18 protein-coding genes are annotated in these 19,277 nt (G+C 40.4%); 7 read left to right on the plus strand and 11 right to left on the minus strand.

Features of this window, described 5'->3' with window-relative positions; all coding sequences use genetic code 11:
* Nucleotides 1-132: 132 nt before the first annotated feature.
* Entirely contained in the window at nt 133-1,404 is a 1,272-nt protein-coding gene (locus CWB66_RS09860) for an O-acetylhomoserine aminocarboxypropyltransferase/cysteine synthase family protein (RefSeq protein WP_138585246.1), read from the plus strand.
* A 41-nt stretch (nt 1,405-1,445) separates the two neighbouring features.
* Here CWB66_RS09860 and CWB66_RS09865 read toward each other — a convergent pair whose 3' ends face one another.
* The 10 genes from CWB66_RS09865 to hisG all read right to left on the minus strand — a co-directional run bounded on the left by CWB66_RS09865 (nt 1,446) and on the right by hisG (nt 9,388).
* Nucleotides 1,446-1,637, minus strand: coding sequence for a DUF1289 domain-containing protein (locus CWB66_RS09865; RefSeq protein ID WP_077535263.1), 192 nt, complete (start codon nt 1,635-1,637; stop codon nt 1,446-1,448).
* A 2-nt stretch (nt 1,638-1,639) separates the two neighbouring features.
* A complete protein-coding gene (locus CWB66_RS09870) occupies nt 1,640-2,194 on the minus strand; it encodes a hypothetical protein (protein WP_138585247.1) in 555 nt (184 codons plus the stop codon).
* Between the two features lie 109 nt (nt 2,195-2,303).
* Nucleotides 2,304-2,918, minus strand: coding sequence for a bifunctional phosphoribosyl-AMP cyclohydrolase/phosphoribosyl-ATP diphosphatase HisIE (gene hisIE / locus CWB66_RS09875; RefSeq protein ID WP_007376299.1), 615 nt, complete (start codon nt 2,916-2,918; stop codon nt 2,304-2,306).
* Nucleotides 2,909-3,688, minus strand: a complete 780-nt coding sequence (hisF, locus tag CWB66_RS09880) for an imidazole glycerol phosphate synthase subunit HisF (protein ID WP_138585248.1) — start codon at nt 3,686-3,688, stop codon at nt 2,909-2,911. Before hisF ends, hisIE begins: the two co-directional genes overlap by 10 nt.
* Nucleotides 3,670-4,404, minus strand: a complete 735-nt coding sequence (locus CWB66_RS09885; RefSeq protein ID WP_010552951.1) for a 1-(5-phosphoribosyl)-5-[(5-phosphoribosylamino)methylideneamino] imidazole-4-carboxamide isomerase — start codon at nt 4,402-4,404, stop codon at nt 3,670-3,672. Before CWB66_RS09885 ends, hisF begins: the two co-directional genes overlap by 19 nt.
* A gap of 33 nt (nt 4,405-4,437) precedes the next feature.
* Nucleotides 4,438-5,028 (minus strand): imidazole glycerol phosphate synthase subunit HisH, encoded by a 591-nt coding sequence (gene hisH / locus CWB66_RS09890; RefSeq protein WP_002960265.1) that lies wholly within the window; start codon nt 5,026-5,028, stop codon nt 4,438-4,440.
* Nucleotides 5,025-6,086, minus strand: coding sequence for a bifunctional histidinol-phosphatase/imidazoleglycerol-phosphate dehydratase HisB (hisB, locus tag CWB66_RS09895; protein ID WP_138585249.1), 1,062 nt, complete (start codon nt 6,084-6,086; stop codon nt 5,025-5,027). The genes hisH and hisB overlap by 4 nt, the downstream gene beginning before the upstream one ends.
* Entirely contained in the window at nt 6,083-7,192 is a 1,110-nt protein-coding gene (gene hisC / locus CWB66_RS09900; RefSeq protein WP_138585250.1) for a histidinol-phosphate transaminase, read from the minus strand. The genes hisB and hisC overlap by 4 nt, the downstream gene beginning before the upstream one ends.
* On the minus strand, nt 7,182-8,483 hold the full coding sequence (hisD, locus tag CWB66_RS09905) for a histidinol dehydrogenase (RefSeq protein ID WP_138585251.1): 1,302 nt from the start codon (nt 8,481-8,483) through the stop codon (nt 7,182-7,184). Before hisD ends, hisC begins: the two co-directional genes overlap by 11 nt.
* Nucleotides 8,484-8,488: 5 nt before the next feature.
* A complete protein-coding gene (gene hisG / locus CWB66_RS09910) occupies nt 8,489-9,388 on the minus strand; it encodes an ATP phosphoribosyltransferase (RefSeq protein WP_138585252.1) in 900 nt (299 codons plus the stop codon).
* A gap of 396 nt (nt 9,389-9,784) precedes the next feature.
* On the opposite strand from hisG, the gene CWB66_RS09915 reads away from it, so the two are divergent.
* From CWB66_RS09915 to CWB66_RS09940, 6 genes are all read left to right on the plus strand, one after another.
* The gene (locus CWB66_RS09915) at nt 9,785-10,021 is read left to right on the plus strand and encodes a hypothetical protein (protein WP_138585253.1); all 237 of its coding nucleotides are present in this window, start codon (nt 9,785-9,787) and stop codon (nt 10,019-10,021) included.
* Between the two features lie 339 nt (nt 10,022-10,360).
* Nucleotides 10,361-12,532, plus strand: coding sequence for a M4 family metallopeptidase (locus CWB66_RS09920; protein ID WP_138585254.1), 2,172 nt, complete (start codon nt 10,361-10,363; stop codon nt 12,530-12,532).
* Nucleotides 12,533-12,619: 87 nt separating this feature from the next.
* A complete protein-coding gene (locus CWB66_RS09925; protein WP_138585255.1) occupies nt 12,620-14,473 on the plus strand; it encodes a M28 family metallopeptidase in 1,854 nt (617 codons plus the stop codon).
* A gap of 94 nt (nt 14,474-14,567) precedes the next feature.
* On the plus strand, nt 14,568-16,484 hold the full coding sequence (yoaA, locus tag CWB66_RS09930; RefSeq protein ID WP_077535273.1) for a DNA repair helicase YoaA: 1,917 nt from the start codon (nt 14,568-14,570) through the stop codon (nt 16,482-16,484).
* 9 nt (nt 16,485-16,493) lie between these two features.
* Nucleotides 16,494-17,195 (plus strand): tRNA (adenosine(37)-N6)-threonylcarbamoyltransferase complex dimerization subunit type 1 TsaB, encoded by a 702-nt coding sequence (gene tsaB, locus CWB66_RS09935; protein ID WP_138585256.1) that lies wholly within the window; start codon nt 16,494-16,496, stop codon nt 17,193-17,195.
* Between the two features lie 68 nt (nt 17,196-17,263).
* Nucleotides 17,264-17,593 carry a hypothetical protein gene (locus CWB66_RS09940; protein WP_077535275.1) on the plus strand — a complete coding sequence of 110 codons (330 nt, stop codon included), beginning with the start codon at nt 17,264-17,266 and terminating at the stop codon, nt 17,591-17,593.
* A 77-nt stretch (nt 17,594-17,670) separates the two neighbouring features.
* Here the strand turns inward: CWB66_RS09940 and CWB66_RS09945 are convergent, their stop codons facing one another.
* Nucleotides 17,671-18,960, minus strand: coding sequence for an alkaline phosphatase (locus CWB66_RS09945; protein ID WP_138585257.1), 1,290 nt, complete (start codon nt 18,958-18,960; stop codon nt 17,671-17,673).
* Between the last annotated feature and the right edge of the window lie 317 nt (nt 18,961-19,277).

Consider the following 19,277-nt stretch of genomic DNA (forward strand, 5'->3'; position numbering starts at 1 on the left):
AAGAAGTCCGGTATTTGCGCCTAGCTACCTTTAGCTTAAATCGAACCACCTCAACACCCTTTAATATATTTCATGTGCATTTTGTAACCAAGAAGTGCTAGGTTAGTGGTAAATTAATTGAAGGAAATAATTATGAAATTAGAGTCATTAGCACTGCACCACGGTTACGAATCTGAGCCTACGACCAAATCGGCAGCCGTGCCTATTTATCACACTTCTTCTTATACATTTGACAATACGCAGCATGGCGCTGATTTATTCGATTTAAAAGTAGCTGGTAATATCTACACCCGCATAATGAACCCGACCAATGCCGTACTTGAACAACGTATTGCCGCTATGGAAGGGGGCATTGGTGGGCTGGCTGTTGCCTCTGGGATGGCTGCTATTACGTATGCTATTCAATGTTTGTGTGAAGTCGGTACTAATATTGTGAGTACCAGCCAAGTATATGGTGGCACGTATAACTTATTTGCACATACCTTACCTAGGCAAGGTATTGAAGCACGCATGATTAAAGCTGATGACTTTACCGCGTTCGAGAGTGCAATTGACGACAACACCCGCGCTGTTTTTTGTGAATCTATTGGTAATCCTGCAGGTAATATTGTTGATATTGAACGTTTAGCACGTATTGCACATAGCAAAGGTGTGCCGCTTATTGTTGATAATACTGTGGCTACGCCGTATTTATGCCGCCCATTTGAGCTGGGCGCCGATATAGTGGTTCACTCACTTACAAAGTATATAAACGGGCACGGTACTGCCATTGGCGGCATGATTGTCGACTCAGGTAAATTTGATTGGAAAGCGAATGCTACGCGCTTTGCAATGATGAACGAGCCCGATCCGTCGTATCACAACGTGGTTTATACCGAAGCCTTCGCTGAAGCTGCATTTATTGGACGTTGCAGAGTAGTGCCACTTAGAAATACCGGCGCAGCGCTTGCGCCTAAAAACGCATCTGATATTTTAATTGGCCTTGAAACTTTAGGCTTGAGAATGGATCGCCACTGCGAAAATGCACAGCATCTGGCTGAGTATTTTGAAAATCATCCAAAAGTGCTTTGGGTTAATTACGCAGGGCTTAAATCAAGCCCGTATAACGAAATGAGTCAAAAAATTACCAGTGGTAAAGCATCCGGTATTTTAAGCTTTGGTATTGCTGGTGGCCTAGAAGCGGGTACTCGTTTTATTGATGCGCTAAACATGATTTTACGCTTAGTTAATATTGGCGATGCCAAGTCGCTTGCGTGTCATCCTGCATCAACCACACACCGCCAATTAAATGATGATGAACTCGCTAATGCGGGCGTAAGTCGCGATTTAATTCGTTTGTCGGTTGGTATTGAAAACATTGCAGATATAATTGCCGATGTAAGCCAAGCGCTCGATAAAGCATAACGTTAATTTAAAGCCTTGAGGTATCGAGGCTTTTAGCTCTATTACGCTTTTGTGATATCGGCTCGTGGTGTTTCTAAAATCGATTTTTTTTCATCTTCAGATAATATTATCCAATCAAAAATTTCTTCGTTGGTACGCCCACAACCGGTGCAGTAACCGCTGCGCCTTTCGCATATTCCTAAGCAATCGGTTTTAAATTTAGATGGTTTTTTGTTTTGATTTAATTGGCGCATTATTAAAGTCCTAACGGTGGAGCAATTTCAAAGCTAGTAGTGAACCCATTACCTTCTTGATTGGTAGAGAGTGTAATGACAGGGGTTTTAGTATCAAGTACAAAGGTGCTGTAAATTGAACTTGCTGTTTCTTTTTGGCTTTCAAACCAACCTGTTGTGGTTAAGCATTGGCGTAATTGCTTAGCCAGTTTTTGATGAGACTTTACTGTTTGCGTTTGTGTTTTAATAGGCGTTTGGCATTGGTAGCTTGCTTGCTCTGACTTATTTAAAGTAACCGTACAGGTTGCTCCAATAATATGAGTATTAGTACGCCATTTATTAGTAAACTGGTTATTTACTTTATCTGTTTTGATTGAATTAAAACCAGACTCATAACCATTTATTAGGTTATTTATGGTGCTGCATTCATCGAGTGTTACTGTGGTTTTTACAGACTGATTCGTTGTAGTAGTGGTTGCTGTAGTTGTAGTCTGATTAGTTTTGCTGGTACAGCCCGCTAAAATAAACGCGATAACTAAAATAAATGCGACAATAGAAGGAGTAATATAGTTTTTCATAGTTCACAGTAACCGATTAATTTAGCCACGCACTATATCACACGTGATTTACTGTAAAAATAAAAAGACCCATAAGATATGAGCCTTTTTCAATTTGCTTTAGCAGGTGCTATTTATGGCGACCTTGCAAGCATTTAACTACATCTTCAAGGGCTAAGCCTTGGCGTTGTAGTAATACAGTCAGGTGATAAATTAAATCAGCAGACTCGTTTGTTAGCTCATCGTTATCGTGTTTCATAGCGGCAAGGGCAACTTCTACGCCTTCTTCACCTACTTTTTGACAGCTACGGCTTAAGTCTTTTGCAAATAATGACGCTGTGTAGCTTTTTTCAGGGTCGTCATTTTTACGCGCAACAATCACATCTTCTAACTGTGCTAAAAAGCTTAAACTTGGTTTTGCTTCATCACCAAAACAGCTTTGTGTGCCTAAGTGGCACGTTGGGCCTTCTGGGTTGGCAAGTACTAAAATTGAATCGTAGTCACAATCGGTATGCACAGATACTACGTTTAAGTAGTTTTCTGATGACTCGCCTTTGGTCCATAAACGCGATTTTGAACGCGAGTAAAACGTTACCTTATTGGTATCAAGCGTAACAGCGAGTGCTTCGCTGTTCATAAAGCCTTGCATTAAAATAACACCCGAGCGGGCATCTTGAATAATAGCAGGGATCATGTCACTTTTAGCGAAATCGACTTGAGCTTGGTTTTGTTGTGTTACTTGCATAATCTTGCTGCCACTTGGTTATCTGTTAAAAATTGTTTTAGTTCGCCAATGTTAATCACATTTTTATGAAAAACGCTGGCGGCTAATGCACCATCTACTTTGCTTTGTTTAAATACATCAACAAAATCTTGCATTGATCCCGCACCGCCAGAGGCGATTAAAGGAATGTTACATAGCTTGCGAATTTTACTTAACTGCTCGTTGTCGTAACCGTTACGAACACCATCTTGGTTCATACAGTTTAATACAATTTCGCCTGCGCCTAAGTCTTGTACACGTTTAACCCATTCTTGTGTTTTATAACGTGTACGGCTTGATGCATTAGGATCGCCGGTTAATTGATACACTAAATACTCGCCGGTCGTTTCATCAAAAAAGCTGTCAATACCTACAACAACACATTGCTTACCAAACTCATCGTGTAATTCTTTAATAAGTTCAGGGCGCGCAATAGCAGGGCTGTTAATGCTTATTTTATCAGCACCGCGCTCTAAAACACGCGCTGCATCAGCCACTGATTTAATACCGCCGGCTACACAAAATGGAATATCGATATTGCGTGCAATACTCTCTACCCAGTTTACATCAAGTAGGCGTTTTTCAACGCTTGCACTGATCTCGTAAAAAACCAGTTCATCGGCGCCAGCTTCGCTGTAGGCTTTAGCCATTGTCAAAATGTCACCAACAACTTCATGACCTTTAAACTTAACGCCTTTAACTACTTGACCGTCTTTAACGTCTAAACATGGGATTATGCGTTTTGATAACATGCCAGTGCCTCCTCAACGCTAAATGCGCCATCAAGCAATGATTTACCTAAAATAACGCCGCCAACACCTAGCTCTTTAAGCTTTTTAATATCATCTAGTGAGCTTACGCCCCCTGAGGCTTGCACTTTAATCGTGCTGTTATGACGAGTTAGGTCTTCGTAAAGCTCAAACGATGGACCCGTCATGGTGCCATCTTTACTGATGTCCGTGCATAAAAAATCAATAACACCCAAGCCTACATAAAAATCTACCAGCTCAAGTAAACCAAATTCAGATTCACTTAACCAACCGTGCGTAGCAGGTGCCCAGCCCGTGGCTGTTTTATTTACATCAAGAGCAATTACAAAATGCTCTGCGCCAAATTGCTCAATCCAGGCTTTTACTTGTTCGCGTTTTTCTACTGCCATTGAACCAATAACAACTTGGTTTGCACCGGCTTTTAGCCAATCACTTACATCTTGCTCTGAGCGAATACCGCCACCCACTTGGTACGGTACGTTAAGTGCTTTGGTTGCAGCTTGAATATGTTTCCACTGTTTTTTACTTGGATCGCGTGCACCTTCTAAATCAACAAGGTGTAGTTTACCTGCGCCACTGTCGGCGTATTCTTTTAAACGCGCGCCAAGTTCGAAAGGGTAAAATTGTGCTGTGTCGTATTTACCTTGATACAAGCGCACAATTTGATTTTGTAATACGTCTAATGCTGGAATAATCACAAATAATCTCTTTTTTGTTAGTTAATGGGCAGCTTACAACTGCCAATCAACAAAATTTTGTAATAAACGTGCGCCAACTTTTGCGCTGCGCTCTGGGTGAAATTGCATGCCCGCGTAATTGTCTTTAGCAACAATGGCTGAAAAGGTTTGACCGTACTCGCCGCTCACGAGTGTGGCGTCGTTTACCGTATGCGCAAAGCTATGAACAAAATACACTTGCTCATCGAGCGTCAGCCCTTTAGTTAATGCATGCTCTTTATTAACGCTTAAGTTATTCCAACCCATATGCGGCGACGTTAAATTGCCTACATCAAGCGCTTTTACTTGTCCTGGTATTTTACCTAGGCACTGTACGTTACCTTCTTCGGTGCTTTCGCACAGTAACTGCATACCTAAACAAATACCCATAAGCGGGCGCTGGTATTCATTTATAGCTTGTTGCCAACCGTTATCGACTAGGCGTTTCATAGCAACCGATGCATGGCCTACACCTGGCAATATAGCGCGCTCAAAACCCGCTAATTGCTCTGGTGATGTAATTACTGTTGGCGTTTGCCCTAAGCGTTCAAACGCAAAACGTACTGAATTTATATTGGCACAACCGGTATTAATTATGGCAATCATAAACATCCCTTAGAGCTGGCTGTTTGTTGGGTCGTGTCTTGTGCTACTGCCATACGAAGTGCACGTGAAAACGCTTTAAATAAGCCTTCTACTTGGTGATGACAGTTACCGTCGCTTACCGATAAAATAAGGCTAATGGCGGCGTTATCACTTAAGCTTTTGAAAAAGTGCTCAACCATTTGTACGTCTAAATCACCGGCTTTTTCGCGGCTAAAGTTAGCGTTTAATACAAATGATGCACGGCCCGATAAATCAATTTGTGCTTCAGCTTTACATTCATCCATAGGAAGAGCAAAACCATAGCGTGCAATTTGCGATTTAGTACCGAGGGCTTGTTTAAGTGCGACACCAAGAGCAATACCAATGTCTTCAACAAGGTGGTGCTCGTCTATGTGTAAATCGCCTTTGGCTTTAATGTTTAAACCAATGTTTGCGTGCGTGCGGATTTGATCAAGCATGTGATCAAAGAAGCCAAGACCGGTGTCTATGCTGCCATTTTTAGTTTGATCTAAGTTTATGGCTACATCAATTTGGGTTTCTTTAGTGTTTCGTGTAACACGACCTTCGCGGTTTGCGGTAGTCAATTTTGTCACTATCGCACTCCAATCGCCGTCGTATAAAATACCTTCACAAGATAAATTTTGAGCAAGGCCAATATCGGTCTGGCGATCGCCAATAACAAAAGAGCGCGCTAAGTCTACTTTGCCAGAGCGCATAAGCTCGGTAAGTAAGCCCGTTTTAGGTTTACGGCAGTCACAATTTTGCTCGTCAAAGTGTGGGCAAATTAATACCTCGTCAAAGCTAATGCCTTGGCTTTGCATTATGTCCATCATTTTATCTTGTGCTATATCAAAGTCAGCAGTCGGGAAGCTGTCTGTGCCTAAGCCATCTTGGTTAGACACCATTACTAAACGGTAACCTGCGGCTTGTAATTGTAATAACGCAGGAATAACACCAGGTAAAAATGCTAGCTTTTCAAGGCTATCCACCTGTTTGTCGGTAATTGGTTCTTCAATAATAGTGCCGTCGCGGTCTATAAATAAATAGGGGTTACTCATGATACTTCGTTTCCTGCTAAAGATGCTGCGGTAGCCGGCGTTTGTAAGCCATCTAACCAAATTTTTACTTGTTCAAGTTCTTGTTCACTGCCAATTGAAATTCGTAGCCAGTCGTCTTCACCGTATAGTGTAAAAGCGCGCATAACCAAACCTTGCTCAAGTGCAATTTTAAAGTAGTTTTTATCGGCTAATTTTAAAGTAACAAAGTTACCTTCACCAGTGAGAATTTTTAATGCAGCAGGGGAGGCGTTTAGCCAATCTACCAACTTAGCTTTTAAGCTATTTAAAATAGTAACTTGGCGGCGCATTGATGTAATTGCATCGGGTGCAATTGCTTGCGCTGCAATACTTGCCACTACGCCAGATACTGGATACGGCGCAATGACTTTACGAATTGGCGCTAGTACGCTCGCTTGTGCAAGCGTAAAGCCTGTTCTGAGCCCTGCTAGCGCAAAGGCTTTAGAAAGCGTACGCAAAACCACTACATTACTAAACTCATTAATAAGTTTTGTGGCGCTTTGCTTTGGGCAGAACTCTATATAGGCTTCGTCAACAATAACCAGTGCTTTACCCATAAGTGCTGTTGCAATCGCTTTTACTTTATCAAGTGGTGTTAGGCTGCCCGTTGGATTATTTGGGTTACAAATAAATACCAGTTTTGAGCTGCCAACAGCTGCAACTATTTCGTCAGCACTGCCACTTAATAATAATTCTTGGGTAAGCGCGTTAATACCAACGTTGTGTGTATCGGCGGTAACTTTGTACATACCGTAGGTTGGTAAAAATAGCGCAATACTATCTTTAGCTGGCTCACAGTATGTGCGCACTAAAAGCTCAATGCCTTCATCTGCGCCGCGCGTCATTAATACATTTTCGCTTTCAAGCTCTGTATAAGCGGCGTAACGGTCAATAACCAGTTGCGGTTGTGGATCGGGGTAGCGATTTAAATCCTCAATACTCAGTTCAAGGTTTTTAGCATACGGGCTTTCGTTAGCATTGAGCCACGTAGTACCGGTTAGCTTTTCACTTTTTGCAGAGCTGTATGCAGCAAGGGCTGCAATATTTTTAGGTAATAAGCTAGACGCTTGTGCGCTCTCATTGCTCATTTTTAATTGCCTCTAAACGAATTGAAACCGCATTAGCGTGGGCATCAAGGCCTTCTGCATCTGCAAGTGGTAAAATTGCTTTTGAAAGCTGCGTTAAACCACTTTTAGTAATTGTTTGCACTGTGTATGTACGAAAAAAATCAAGCAAGTTTAAACTCGAGTATGTTGCACTGTAACCATATGTTGGTAACACGTGGTTAGTACCCGATGCGTAATCGCCTGCAGATTCTGGTGTGTAGTCACCTACAAATACTGAGCCTGCATTTTTAACTTTATCTAGGTAAGGTGTTGCATCGCCTAGTTGTAAAATTAAGTGCTCTGGGCCGTATTGCGCCGATACATCAAATGCTTGCTCAACTGAATCAACCAAAATAAGTGAAGAATTAGCGAGCGCTTGTTCGGCTGTTTCTTTACGGCTCAAATTAGCTAACTGGCGTGTAAGTGCCTGCTGAGTTTGTTCTATAATTCTTTCGCTGTTACATAATAAAATAACTTGCGAGTCTGCGCCGTGCTCTGCTTGTGAGAGTAAATCGGCGGCTATAAATTCTGGGTTTGCACGTTCATCTGCAATAACAAGTACTTCAGACGGACCTGCTGGCATATCAATTGCCATACCTGGAATAGTTTGCGCAACGAGCTGTTTAGCCATTGTTACAAAGCTATTACCTGGGCCAAATATTTTGTTCACTTTAGGAACCGATTCGGTGCCATACGCCATTGCTGCAATTGCGCCTGCGCCACCACTTTCTATTAACGTAGTAATGCCACATAACTTAGCTGCATATAAAATAGCAGGGTTAATCGCTTTATCACCTTGTACTGGTGTAGCAAGTACAACGGTTTTTGCGCCGCTTAACTGCGCTAATACACCCTGCATAATAACCGACGATGGCAGTGGAGCACTGCCACCGGGTACATAAATACCGACTGCTTCGATGGCTTGATATTTCAGTTCACATACAACGCCTGGTTGGGTTGATAATTTAATATCTTTTGGCAACTGCGCTTCGTGAAAACGTTTAACATTTGCATAAGCGGTGTCAATTGCGTATTTAAGCTCTGCACTTAGTGCTTGCTCAGATGCGTTAATTTCATCAAGCGGAACACATAAGCGAGGATTAGCTCTATTATCAAACTCTTTAGCCATGCTAAGTAAGGCTTCATCGCCTTGCTCTTTTACGTTAGCTAAAATAGTTTTGCATATAGCTTCAACCTTGGCACTGGCAGAAACTGCAGGGCGCATTAACGCCGCTGTTTGTACTTGTGAAGATTCCTCATTCCAACGAAGCATGGCACTTACTCCATCATTTTTTCAATTGGCATAACTAAAATAGAGTTAGCGCCTAAGGCTTTTAACTGCTCCATTGTTTCCCAAAATAATGTTTCGCTGCTTACCATGTGCAGTGCTACGTATTCATCGTTACCAGCAAGGGCAAGTAGAGTAGGTTGACCAGAACCTGGTAAAATTTCACAAATTTCATCAAGTTTGTTTTTTGGTGCGTGTAACATGATGTATTTGCTTTCTTTAGCTTGTCTAACACCACGTAGGCGCGGCATAAGCTTATTGATTAGTGCTAGTTTGTCAGCATCTTGAAGATCTTTATTTTGAATTAAACACGCGTTTGATTCTAAAATTGTATCGCCTTGAATCAAGCCGTTAGCTTCAAGTGTTGCGCCAGTAGACACCAAATCACAAATTGCATCAGATAAACCCGCACGCGGTGCTACTTCAACAGAGCCAGTAAGCATTACTGTACTTGCGTTAATGCCTTCGCGCTTTAACCACTGAGTTAAGATTTCTGGGTAGGTAGTCGCAATACGTTTGCCTTCAAACCAGCTCTTATCACGCGCGCCAAGCTCTTGTGGCCATGCAAGTGCAAGACGACAGTAACCAAAGTCTAGTTTTGAAAGTTTGGTTACTTCACTTGGCACACCTTGGCGCATCCGTTCTGCTTGAACTTCTACTAGTACGTTTTCGCCAACAATACCTAAATCACATACACCGTCCATTACTAAACCCGGAATATCGTCATCGCGTACACGCAGTACGTCAATTGGCATATTAGTTGAGTGTGCAATTAAGCGTTGTTCACGAAGGTTAAGCTTAACACCTAACTGTTTTAGTAGATCTTGACAATCTTTAGATAGGCGGCCGCCTTTTTGGATGGCGATACGTAGACGATTACTGTTGTTCATTATTCATTTTCCTTTAATTTAAAAACTAAAAACCCCGAGGGGAACCTCAGGGCGAAAATGAATCAATGTTATTTGAATCGCCAGAGGTTCCTTTTAGGAATAACCTCTCAGCGAAAGACCTGACAGGTTATTCCGATGAATGGTGGTGATGATGTACTGTTGTCAGGTTTAAGCGCATTTTTTATCCTATATAACTGCCCGTCATTTGGTTAACGTTCAGTTGTTATCTGTTTAAATAAATTTCGCATTTATAAAAACATAAATAGCCTGATTATGGCAAGTTTTATTTAGCTAAATTAAAGTATATCTTATAACTGTCGATACTATAGAAGATAATACATGTAGTTTTAATAATGTAATTGTTTATTAGTCAAACAGTTAAATAAGGAAGTACGTATGGACATCATGATCCCTTACTTAGGAACTATCACTCGTTTAGCTGTTGAATCTAAAGGGGCATTTCATATTGCGGGTGTACAAAGTGGAGCCGCAGCTGAAAAGGTCGATCTAGAAAATAAAAAAAAGCGTGAGTTACAAAAGAAGAAAAAGCTCAATACCCTCGACGATCAAACAAAAAAAACAAAGACTAGCGCTGATGACGACGATCCCCCACATTTAGATACATGGGCCTAATGAAGATCCCATAATTAAAGTAAAGAGGCCCAGATAGGGCCTTTTTTAATGTGTATATTTAATTTTAAATGCAATTCAATTGTTAATTAAGTGTGTAAAAATAAAACAGAAAGTAAACTTATGTGTACATGTTGTTACCGACTGATTTGTTTTTCCTTATCTTTGTTATACCAATATATTGAATATAAATAACTTAATTTATTATCTCATACTTTAATTGTAAATTATTTGTTTCATTTTCATTTATGTTATTTGTAACCTAGGCTGATCCTTAATCGGGAACAGGTAGTGCCGATTAACAAAGTACATTAAAACTAAATAATCTAATGGAGCGTAAACGTGAAATTATCAAAAATAACAATTGCAACTCTTGCTGCTTTTACATTAATGCAAGCATCAAGCGCAGTAGCCGCAAATAAGAAATACCTAAATGAACACGTAAATACTAATAATACGTTGTCTGCATCAACAGCGACCCCAGATCAATTAGTTGGCTTAGAGGCCGGGAACAAATTAGTTGTAATTAAAGAAATTAAAAGTAATAACGGCGACACAACTCGATTATTTCAGCAAGTATACAATGGCCTACCTGTTATAGGTGACAGAGTGAGTTTAACCTTTAACAGCAACGGGCAATTTAAACATGCTCACGGTGCTGCGGTATATGACATTTCAAGTGATATAAACACGGTAACCCCAAAGTTAAATAAACAGTTAGCGATAGCTAAAGGATTACAAAAATCTCCTCAGGCGCTTCAATCTGTCGGTTTAGAAAAGCATGACGAGAAATCGCAATTAGCAATTTGGGTTGATGAGCAAGGTAAGGCGCATCTTGTTTATGAAGTATCTTATGTTACTTACGGAAGTAATCCATCTCGTCCATATCAAATCATTGATGCGAACTCGGGTGAGCTATTATTTAGCTTAGACAACCTTCAACATGCAGATGCAACAGGCCCAGGCGGTAATTTAAAAACGGGCCAGTATATTTATGGTACTGATTTTGCCAGCCTAGATGTTACGCAGTCTGGTAATAACTGCACAATGAATAATAGCAATGTAAAAACCATTAATTTGAATGGTGGCACAAGTGGTACAAGTGCATATTCATTTACTTGCCCTGAAAATACGTTTAAAGAAATCAACGGTGCATATTCACCACTTAATGACGCACACTTCTTTGGCAACGTAATTTTTAACATGTACAACGATTGGATCGGCTCGCCGCCACTTTCATTTCAACTACAAATGCGAGTGCATTATAGCAGTAACTATGAGAATGCATTTTGGGATGGTCGTGCAATGACATTTGGCGATGGTCTAAATACGTTCTATCCATTGGTGAGCTTAGATGTGTCTGCTCATGAGGTGAGCCATGGCTTTACTGAGCAAAACTCTGGCTTAGTTTATAGTGGAAAATCAGGCGGCTTAAACGAGGCTTTTTCTGACATGGCGGGTGAAGCTGCTGAATTTTACATGAAAGGCAGTAATGATTGGCTAGTCGGAAAAGAGATATTCAAGGGCAATGGTGCATTGCGCTATATGAACAATCCGACACAAGATGGGCGCTCAATAGACAATCAAAGTAGTTATTCTTCAGGAATGGATGTACATCATAGCTCAGGAGTATTTAATAAAGCGTTTTATAATTTAGCAACAACACCAGGTTGGGATACGAAAAAAGCATTTTTAGTCATGGCGCGTGCAAATCAACAATATTGGACAGCAAGTACTAACTGGGATCTTGCCGGTAATGGGGTTATGGATGCAGCCTGTGACTTAAATTATGAGCCAAATGACGTAAAAGCGGCATTAAGTGCTGTTGGTGTTACCTCTAGTTTGAGTGCTGGAAGTTCATGTGATTCAGTGCCTCCAATTGAAGACGAAGCACTCTCGAATGGCGTACCTCGTCCTGACATCAGTGGCTCAGCGAAACAGCAAATATTCTTTACACTGGATGTTCCTGCAGGTGCGAGTAATTTAGCATTTACCACGTCAGGTGGAACAGGTGATGCTGATTTATATGTACAATTTGCGACTAAGCCAACGCTTACTAGCTTTGATTGTAAAAGCACAACTTCAACCAGTAACGAAAGCTGCTCTATTAGTAATGCTCAAGCGGGTACTTATTATGTAATGGTTGAGGCTTGGGATCAAATTTCAGGAGTCTCGTTACTTGGCAGTTTTGATGGCGATACGGGTGGCACAACACCAATCAATCGAACTGAAGAAAATGTGAGTGTCAATGCTGGAAACTGGACTCGATTTACTCAAAATTTGAGTGCAGGCTACAGCTCACTTAATGTTTCAATTGCAGGAGGCAGTGGTGACGCTGATTTATATGTAAACTTTGGAACAGAGTCGGGTACAAATGCTTACGTTTGTCGCCCTTATAAAAATGGCAATAACGAAAGTTGTACTATCGATAATCCACAAGCGGGAACTTGGCATATCGATTTACAAGGCTTTCGCACTGCAAGTGGTGTAACGCTAGATATTAAAGCGAACTAAATTCATTCCTGGGGAGCATCCGCTCCCTTTTTTATCTTAGTAATGTCACTTTCTATGAATATAGCTCGATTTAAAAGGAATCAATTTATGAAACATTTACTAAATGTCGCGTTAGTTAGCGCCAGTACCTTAATTGTTCAACCACTGTATGCACAAGACAACGAAAATATTTGGGTGACAATAGATCCTATTGCAGCAAAACATTACCAGCAGACTCAAAAAACAGTAAGCAAATCACGTGAATCATTAAGTATGCGTACAACTGAATTAGATACGGTTAACTTTTTGCAGGTAAAGCCCGAAAATATAGCAGGCCTGAGTGAATTTATGCATGATAATTACCACCGGTGCGGTGGTTTTGTAGCGCATGAATCGCTTGATGAAGCTAAGCAATACACGCAGCAACTAGCTGCTGTTAAAAATCAAAGTGCTTTGGCTTTTAACTATAGTATTGATAACGCGCAAACAACACAGCAACTAATAAATAGTGTCAGCCCAAATAATTTAACAAATACTGTTAATTCAATGAGCAACTTCTACAACCGCTACTATACAGCTCAAACAGGAATAGATGCATCACAATGGCTAAAAAACTACTGGCAACAATTAGCCACAAGTCGCAGTGATATTAGCGTTGAATACTTTACACATAGTTGGGCGCAATCTTCAATTATAGTCACAATACCAGGGGATGAAAAAGCGGATGAGATTGTTGTTATAGGTGGACATTTAGATTCGATTAACCAATCAAATCCAACAAATGGACGCTCTCCAGGTGCGGATGATAATGCCTCAGGTATTGCTGTATTATCAGAAGTGTTAAGAGCAATTGTCGATAATAACTACAAGCCGCAAAGAACAATTCATATAATGGGGTTTGCAGCTGAAGAGGTGGGTTTAAGAGGGTCAAAGGCGATTGCCTCTGCATATAAATCACAAGGTAAAAATGTTGTAGGTATGGTGCAGTTTGATATGACGGGCAACAACGGCAGCAATGAAGATATTGTGATGATGACTGATTACACGACCAATGCTCAAAATCAATTTTTGGGTCAGCTTATTGATACTTATTTGCCTTCTATTAGCTACGGTTTTGATCAATGTGGATATGGATGTTCGGATCACGCATCTTGGTATCAACAGGGGTTTACAGCATCGATGCCATTTGAATCAAAAATGGCCGATATAAATCGATTAATTCACACTGTTAACGACACTAACTTTGACGCTGATCATGCGAGTAAATTTGCAAAATTAGCTGTGAGTTATGCATCTGAAATGGCAAAAAATGCAGGCGACGTAGTACCACCAATCGATAACGAACTACAAAATGGTGTTGCAGTGTCTGGTATCACTGAAAATGCAAAAGCGGAACGTGTGTACACATTAAAAGTACCCAGTAATGCAACTAATTTGAACTTCACCACATCAGGTGGTACGGGGGATGCCGATTTATACGTTAAGTTTAATTCAGCTCCGACACTCACTAGTTTTGACTGTAAAAGCACAACGTCTTCAAGTAATGAGCGTTGTGAAATAAGTAATGCTCAAACGGGAGTTTATTATGTCATGGTCCAAGCATGGGATGCGATTACTAATGTTTCTTTGACTGGTAGCTATAATGAAGGTAGTGGACTTGAGCCAATCAATCGGGTAGAAAATAATGTTTCTGTAACAGCAAACAATTGGGCTCGATACACACAAGATCTTGATGCAGGATATTCAGCATTAACGGTTAATATGACCGGCGGTAGTGGAGATGCGGATTTGTACTTAAATTTTGCAAGCCCATCAACAGAGTCTGTATATCAATGTAGACCTTTTAAAAATGGCAATACCGAAACCTGTCGTATTGATAACCCGCAAGCGGGTACATGGTACATAGATTTAAAAGGCTATAGTTCAGCAAGTGGAATTACCTTATCTATTAACGCACAATAATAATTAGTAGGGGGCAATGCCCCTTTATTATATAACTTAATTACTTGCCCTTGATGTTTAGCTTACGTAAAATCGCGCTATTATTTCTTGTAAAGTGATTGGTATTATCAAACAACTGTTTAGTGCAACTGGGCCTTTGGCGTTATCTTTAGATGGATATACACCACGTCAGCCCCAAATAGATATGGCTGTTGCCGTTGCAGATGCATTAAAAAACAGTTCGCAATTGGTAGTTGAAGCGGGCACGGGGACAGGTAAAACGTTTGCCTATTTAGCGCCTGCACTTAAATCTAAAGGTAGAACCATCATTTCCACCGGTTCTAAAGCCTTGCAAGAGCAGTTATATCACCGCGATTTACCGCAGCTTGTTAAAGCGCTTAGTGCCTCTAAAAAAACCGCCTTATTAAAAGGGCGTGCCAATTACCTATGTACCTACCGACTTAACCAGCATGTTGCCCATGTACCTACTGATGATTCAGACGTAATGCATCAATTAGCTATGGTCGCTAAATTTGCCAGTGAAACACAGTCAGGTGATTTAGCCGATTGCATTGGTATAGAAGATGATGCCAAAGTACTGCCTTATGTAAACTCAACGGCAGATAACTGCTTAGGCAAAGAATGCCCAGACTTTCAAAGCTGCTATATACGCAAAGCGCGTTTAACAGCGGCCGATGCCGATGTGGTTGTTATTAACCACCATTTGTTTTTTGCCGATATGGCCGTAAAAGAAAGCGGCTTTGCTGAATTGATGCCAAAAGCAGATGCCTATATATTTGACGAAGCCCATCAGTTAAGCGAAATTGCCAGTGATTATTTTGGCGAGAGTGTTAGCACTAAAAAGCTGGTGGATTTAATTAATGACTTACGTGCTATTTATAGAGCTGAAATACCCGATATGCTGCAACTCGGTAAAAGCTTAAATAAGCTAGAGACAAGTGTTGCAGATTTACGATTGCAGTTTGGTGTTGATGGTAGCAGAGGTGACTGGCGAGAAAAACTGAGCGACAAACAAATTTGTGCAGCACTTCATCGTGTGATCAGTGATTTAGATTTTGTTTATCAGGTACTTAAACTGTGTTTAGACAGAAGCGATAAAATAGAGCATCCGTTTGAGCGAACACTTGCTTTTAAAGGCCAGTTAGAGCGTGTGTTTGACACGGCTCAAACTGGTTTTAGTTATTGGTATGAAACAACACGTCGTTATTTAACGATTAATATAACACCACTTAATGTCTCCGCTAAATTTGCTCAAATGATGCAAGACACTGGCGCAGGCTTTGTGTTTACATCAGCTACGCTTTCGGTCGACAACAAATTAGCGCACTTTAACGCAAGTTTGGGTTTAAAACCAAAGCAAAGCATGATGGTAGACAGCCCGTTTGATTACCCTAATCAGGCATTGTTATGTTTGCCACGTTATTTACCTGAATCACACGCTGATAACATGCCCCACGCAATTGTAAAACTCACACTCGAACTTATAAAATCAGCACAAGGGCGCTGCTTTGTGCTTTTTACTAGTTATCGAATGATGCATTTGGTCGCTGAAGGACTCACCACACAAATAGACTACCCAGTTTATATGCAGGGGCAAATGTCTAAGCGTATTATCTTAGAGAAGTTTACCCGCCATGGTAATGCGGTGTTACTCGGCACAGCTTCTTTTTGGGAAGGTGTTGATGTACGCGGCAGCACACTAAGCTGTGTTATTATTGATAAATTACCATTTGCAGCCCCCGATGACCCTTTATTACAAGCCAAAATGCAAGATTGCCAAATGCAAGGAAAAGACCCTTTTGCACACATACAATTACCGCAAGCGGTGATTGCACTAAAGCAAGGTGTCGGGCGTTTAATTCGTGATAGCAAAGATAAAGGCGTCCTTGTAATATGTGATAATCGCCTAGTTACACGTCAGTATGGGCAAGTGTTTTTAAAGAGCTTACCGCCAATGCGCCGCACGCGGAGTTTAGAAGATGCCAATAAATTTTTACAACAAATTAATTAGAGTAATAAAATGATTAAAAGTAATATCCTCGCCCTCGACGCTTCTACTGAAGCACTGTCAATTGTTTTACATTTTCAGGGCCAAACATTTCATCATTTTGAAGAATGCCCGCAGCAGCACAGCCAAAAAATACTTCCACTCGTGGATGAGTTGTTAACCAAGGCTAACTGTAAATTGAAAGATTTAGATGTGATTGGTTTTGGTCAAGGACCCGGTAGTTTTACTGGCGTGCGTATTAGTGTTGCAATAGCACAAGGGCTTGCGTATTCAACAAACTTACCACTAGTTGGCGTTTCAACACTTGCTATTATGGCGCAACAAGCGTTTGAACAAAACGGCAGCCTTAGTATTTTCCCTAGTATAGATGCGCGTATGGGGGAAATATATTTCGCTCATTACCAAGCAAAAAATAATTTAGTGCAACTAGTCAATCAAGAGTGTGTAATAAAGCCTGACCTATTAAGCGATGACTATATTACTTCTACTGAGCCATCTATCGCAGTGGGCACTGGGTTTAAAACCTACCCAGATGCGCTTAATAACTTTGGAAACGTGACAATTAATAATGAGATTACGTTACCTGATGCCCGGTATATGTTAGCGCATGTTGAAGCCGCGTTTTTAGCGGGTAATATTGTCAAAGCAAGCGATGCTCAACCTAAATATGTTCGTGATACGGTAACTTGGAAAAAGCTACCTGGGCGTGAGTAATCGTATTATTTGCAAATTGGTTGTTTTTAAATCATAATTTTAAACAATATTAAGGTTGGAGATGCGTAATGACGCTGCCTATTGGTTCAGGTTTTTTTACCGGAGATATTCCGGGGAGGGTTAGCTCTACTCAGGTCGTTACTAATAAACCACAGAGTTTAGTAGAGCAACCGGCTACACAAAAAGCGAACACCGATTATGTAAAAAGCAGTAAAAAAGGCGAAGAGCTTGCCAATCAACTGTTTAAAAGCAGCGCTAAAAGCAACGAATACAGTCAAACAATTTACGACCAACCATCAGCTCAAGTAAGCAAAGCAATTTCTACTTATACTGAATTTGCTAATTTAGAGCGCCGTGCTGAAGTGCAAAATTTAATAGGTGTTGATATTTACGCATAAAGTTTATTAGCACGCTTTAAAGACAGAATAAAAAAGCCCGAACACACATTCGGGCTTTTTTATTACAGTGTCAAAGTTTACTTTTCAATAAAGCCAATCAGCTTATCAGCAATGTCAGTATTGTTCTGTGATCCAAAAAAATGCTCGCTACCTTTACCATAGGCAAATACTTGAACATCTACAGCTGTATGTCCGCCTGTTGTCCAGCCAGTAAAGCTAGTATCACTAATAATACTTTTAACGGCTAAATTAAGCGCTTTGTCGCCCATTTTTTTAGCTTGCTCAAGTTTAATTTGATTTTCAGTTGTGAATTCAATGTTCGTGTTAGTCGTCCACACTGATTTTAAATCTTTTGCATCAAGTAATAACTGAGTAAGTTTACCTGCGGTTGCTTTAACGCCTTTAACTACTTCAGTTTCCCACTTGTATTGACCGTGTGCCCCAAGAGTTAATCCTCCTGTAGAGTGATCGGCTGTTACTACTAAAATAGTATCTTTATTTTTGTCGACATAGGCTTTTGCTTTTTCAATTGATTTTGCAAAGTCGTCCATTTCAGCCATCGCACAAGCAATATCATTTGCATGACCACACCAATCTATTTGACTGCCTTCAATCATCACAAAAAAACCGCTTTTGTTTTGAGTATCTAGTAAATCAAGCGCTTTGGATGTTAGTTGCGTAAGGCGAGTTGGGTTCTCATCAAGTGCAAAAGGTAAACCTTTTGGCGCATACAAACCTAAAGCGGGTATTTGAGTTATTTGGCCGAGATTGCTAATGTCATCGCCATATTGATAGCCAGCGGCTTTAAACTCATCAACTAAATTACGATCGTCTCTAATAAAGTATTTAGTACCACCACCTAACATTAAATCGACTGGTAATTTACCAACAATTTTATTGTCTATGTAGTCGTTAGCAATCGCATCGTAATTATTACGCGATTCATTATGCGAAGCGAAGCTTGCAGGCGTTGCATGATTTATTTGTGATGTTGCAACAAGTGCCGTTGTCATACCGCGCTCTTTTGCAATTTCAAGCATGGTTTTAACCGCTTTTTTGTGTGTATCTACGGCTATAGCGCCATTGTAACTTTTATGCCCGCTGCTAAGTGCTGTAGCACCTGCTGCACTATCGGTTACATACGTATGGTCATCCGGATAGGTATGCGCCATGCCCTTTAATATTGTATCAAAAACGGTACCTTCGATTTCTTTAGTTGCAGGGTCATCTTTAAAATAGCGATAAGCTGTGGTGTATGCCGGACCCATGCCGTCACCAATCATATAAATTACATTTTTAGGCGCTGACTCTGCGTAAGCACCTGATGCAGAGCACAAAAGTGCTAATAAGCTGAACTGTTTTTTCATAGTTGTACCTTTTGAGTGTACCTTATTTAAAAGCCTGCGTTATTGTATACCTTAAGCATGATAAATAAATTAATATATGAGATGAATTACAATAAGTGATGTTGTTTTTAAAAGAGTATTGGGTTGGTATTTATAATCTCTATAGTTAAAAAATATATCGCTTTTATGTACTAATACCAAACTGCATAAATCTTTGATCAATTTAACGAATTAAATTGCACTATAACGTCGTTAAAAATTTTTTATTCAGTTAAGGATATTAGCTAAAATATATTTTTATCAGTTATAAAAATGGCTAACGATATGTTAGTGGTCTT

Origin of the sequence: Pseudoalteromonas sp. S558 (assembly GCF_005886635.1) — a bacterium.
In the GTDB taxonomy this organism is placed as follows: domain Bacteria; phylum Pseudomonadota; class Gammaproteobacteria; order Enterobacterales; family Alteromonadaceae; genus Pseudoalteromonas; species Pseudoalteromonas aliena.

Bases quoted from the DNA above. Each gene is read 5' to 3' on its own strand.
- CWB66_RS09860 (WP_138585246.1), top strand. From the start codon at position 133: ATGAAATTAGAGTCATTAGCACTGCACCACGGTTACGAATCTGAGCCT.
- CWB66_RS09865 (WP_077535263.1), bottom strand. From the start codon at position 1,637: ATGCGCCAATTAAATCAAAACAAAAAACCATCTAAATTTAAAACCGAT.
- CWB66_RS09870 (WP_138585247.1), bottom strand. From the start codon at position 2,194: ATGAAAAACTATATTACTCCTTCTATTGTCGCATTTATTTTAGTTATC.
- hisIE (WP_007376299.1), bottom strand. From the start codon at position 2,918: ATGCAAGTAACACAACAAAACCAAGCTCAAGTCGATTTCGCTAAAAGT.
- hisF (WP_138585248.1), bottom strand. From the start codon at position 3,688: ATGTTATCAAAACGCATAATCCCATGTTTAGACGTTAAAGACGGTCAA.
- hisH (WP_002960265.1), bottom strand. From the start codon at position 5,028: ATGATTGCCATAATTAATACCGGTTGTGCCAATATAAATTCAGTACGT.
- hisB (WP_138585249.1), bottom strand. From the start codon at position 6,086: ATGAGTAACCCCTATTTATTTATAGACCGCGACGGCACTATTATTGAA.
- hisC (WP_138585250.1), bottom strand. From the start codon at position 7,192: ATGAGCAATGAGAGCGCACAAGCGTCTAGCTTATTACCTAAAAATATT.
- hisD (WP_138585251.1), bottom strand. From the start codon at position 8,483: ATGCTTCGTTGGAATGAGGAATCTTCACAAGTACAAACAGCGGCGTTA.
- hisG (WP_138585252.1), bottom strand. From the start codon at position 9,388: ATGAACAACAGTAATCGTCTACGTATCGCCATCCAAAAAGGCGGCCGC.
- CWB66_RS09915 (WP_138585253.1), top strand. From the start codon at position 9,785: ATGGACATCATGATCCCTTACTTAGGAACTATCACTCGTTTAGCTGTT.
- CWB66_RS09925 (WP_138585255.1), top strand. From the start codon at position 12,620: ATGAAACATTTACTAAATGTCGCGTTAGTTAGCGCCAGTACCTTAATT.
- tsaB (WP_138585256.1), top strand. From the start codon at position 16,494: ATGATTAAAAGTAATATCCTCGCCCTCGACGCTTCTACTGAAGCACTG.
- CWB66_RS09940 (WP_077535275.1), top strand. From the start codon at position 17,264: ATGACGCTGCCTATTGGTTCAGGTTTTTTTACCGGAGATATTCCGGGG.
- CWB66_RS09945 (WP_138585257.1), bottom strand. From the start codon at position 18,960: ATGAAAAAACAGTTCAGCTTATTAGCACTTTTGTGCTCTGCATCAGGT.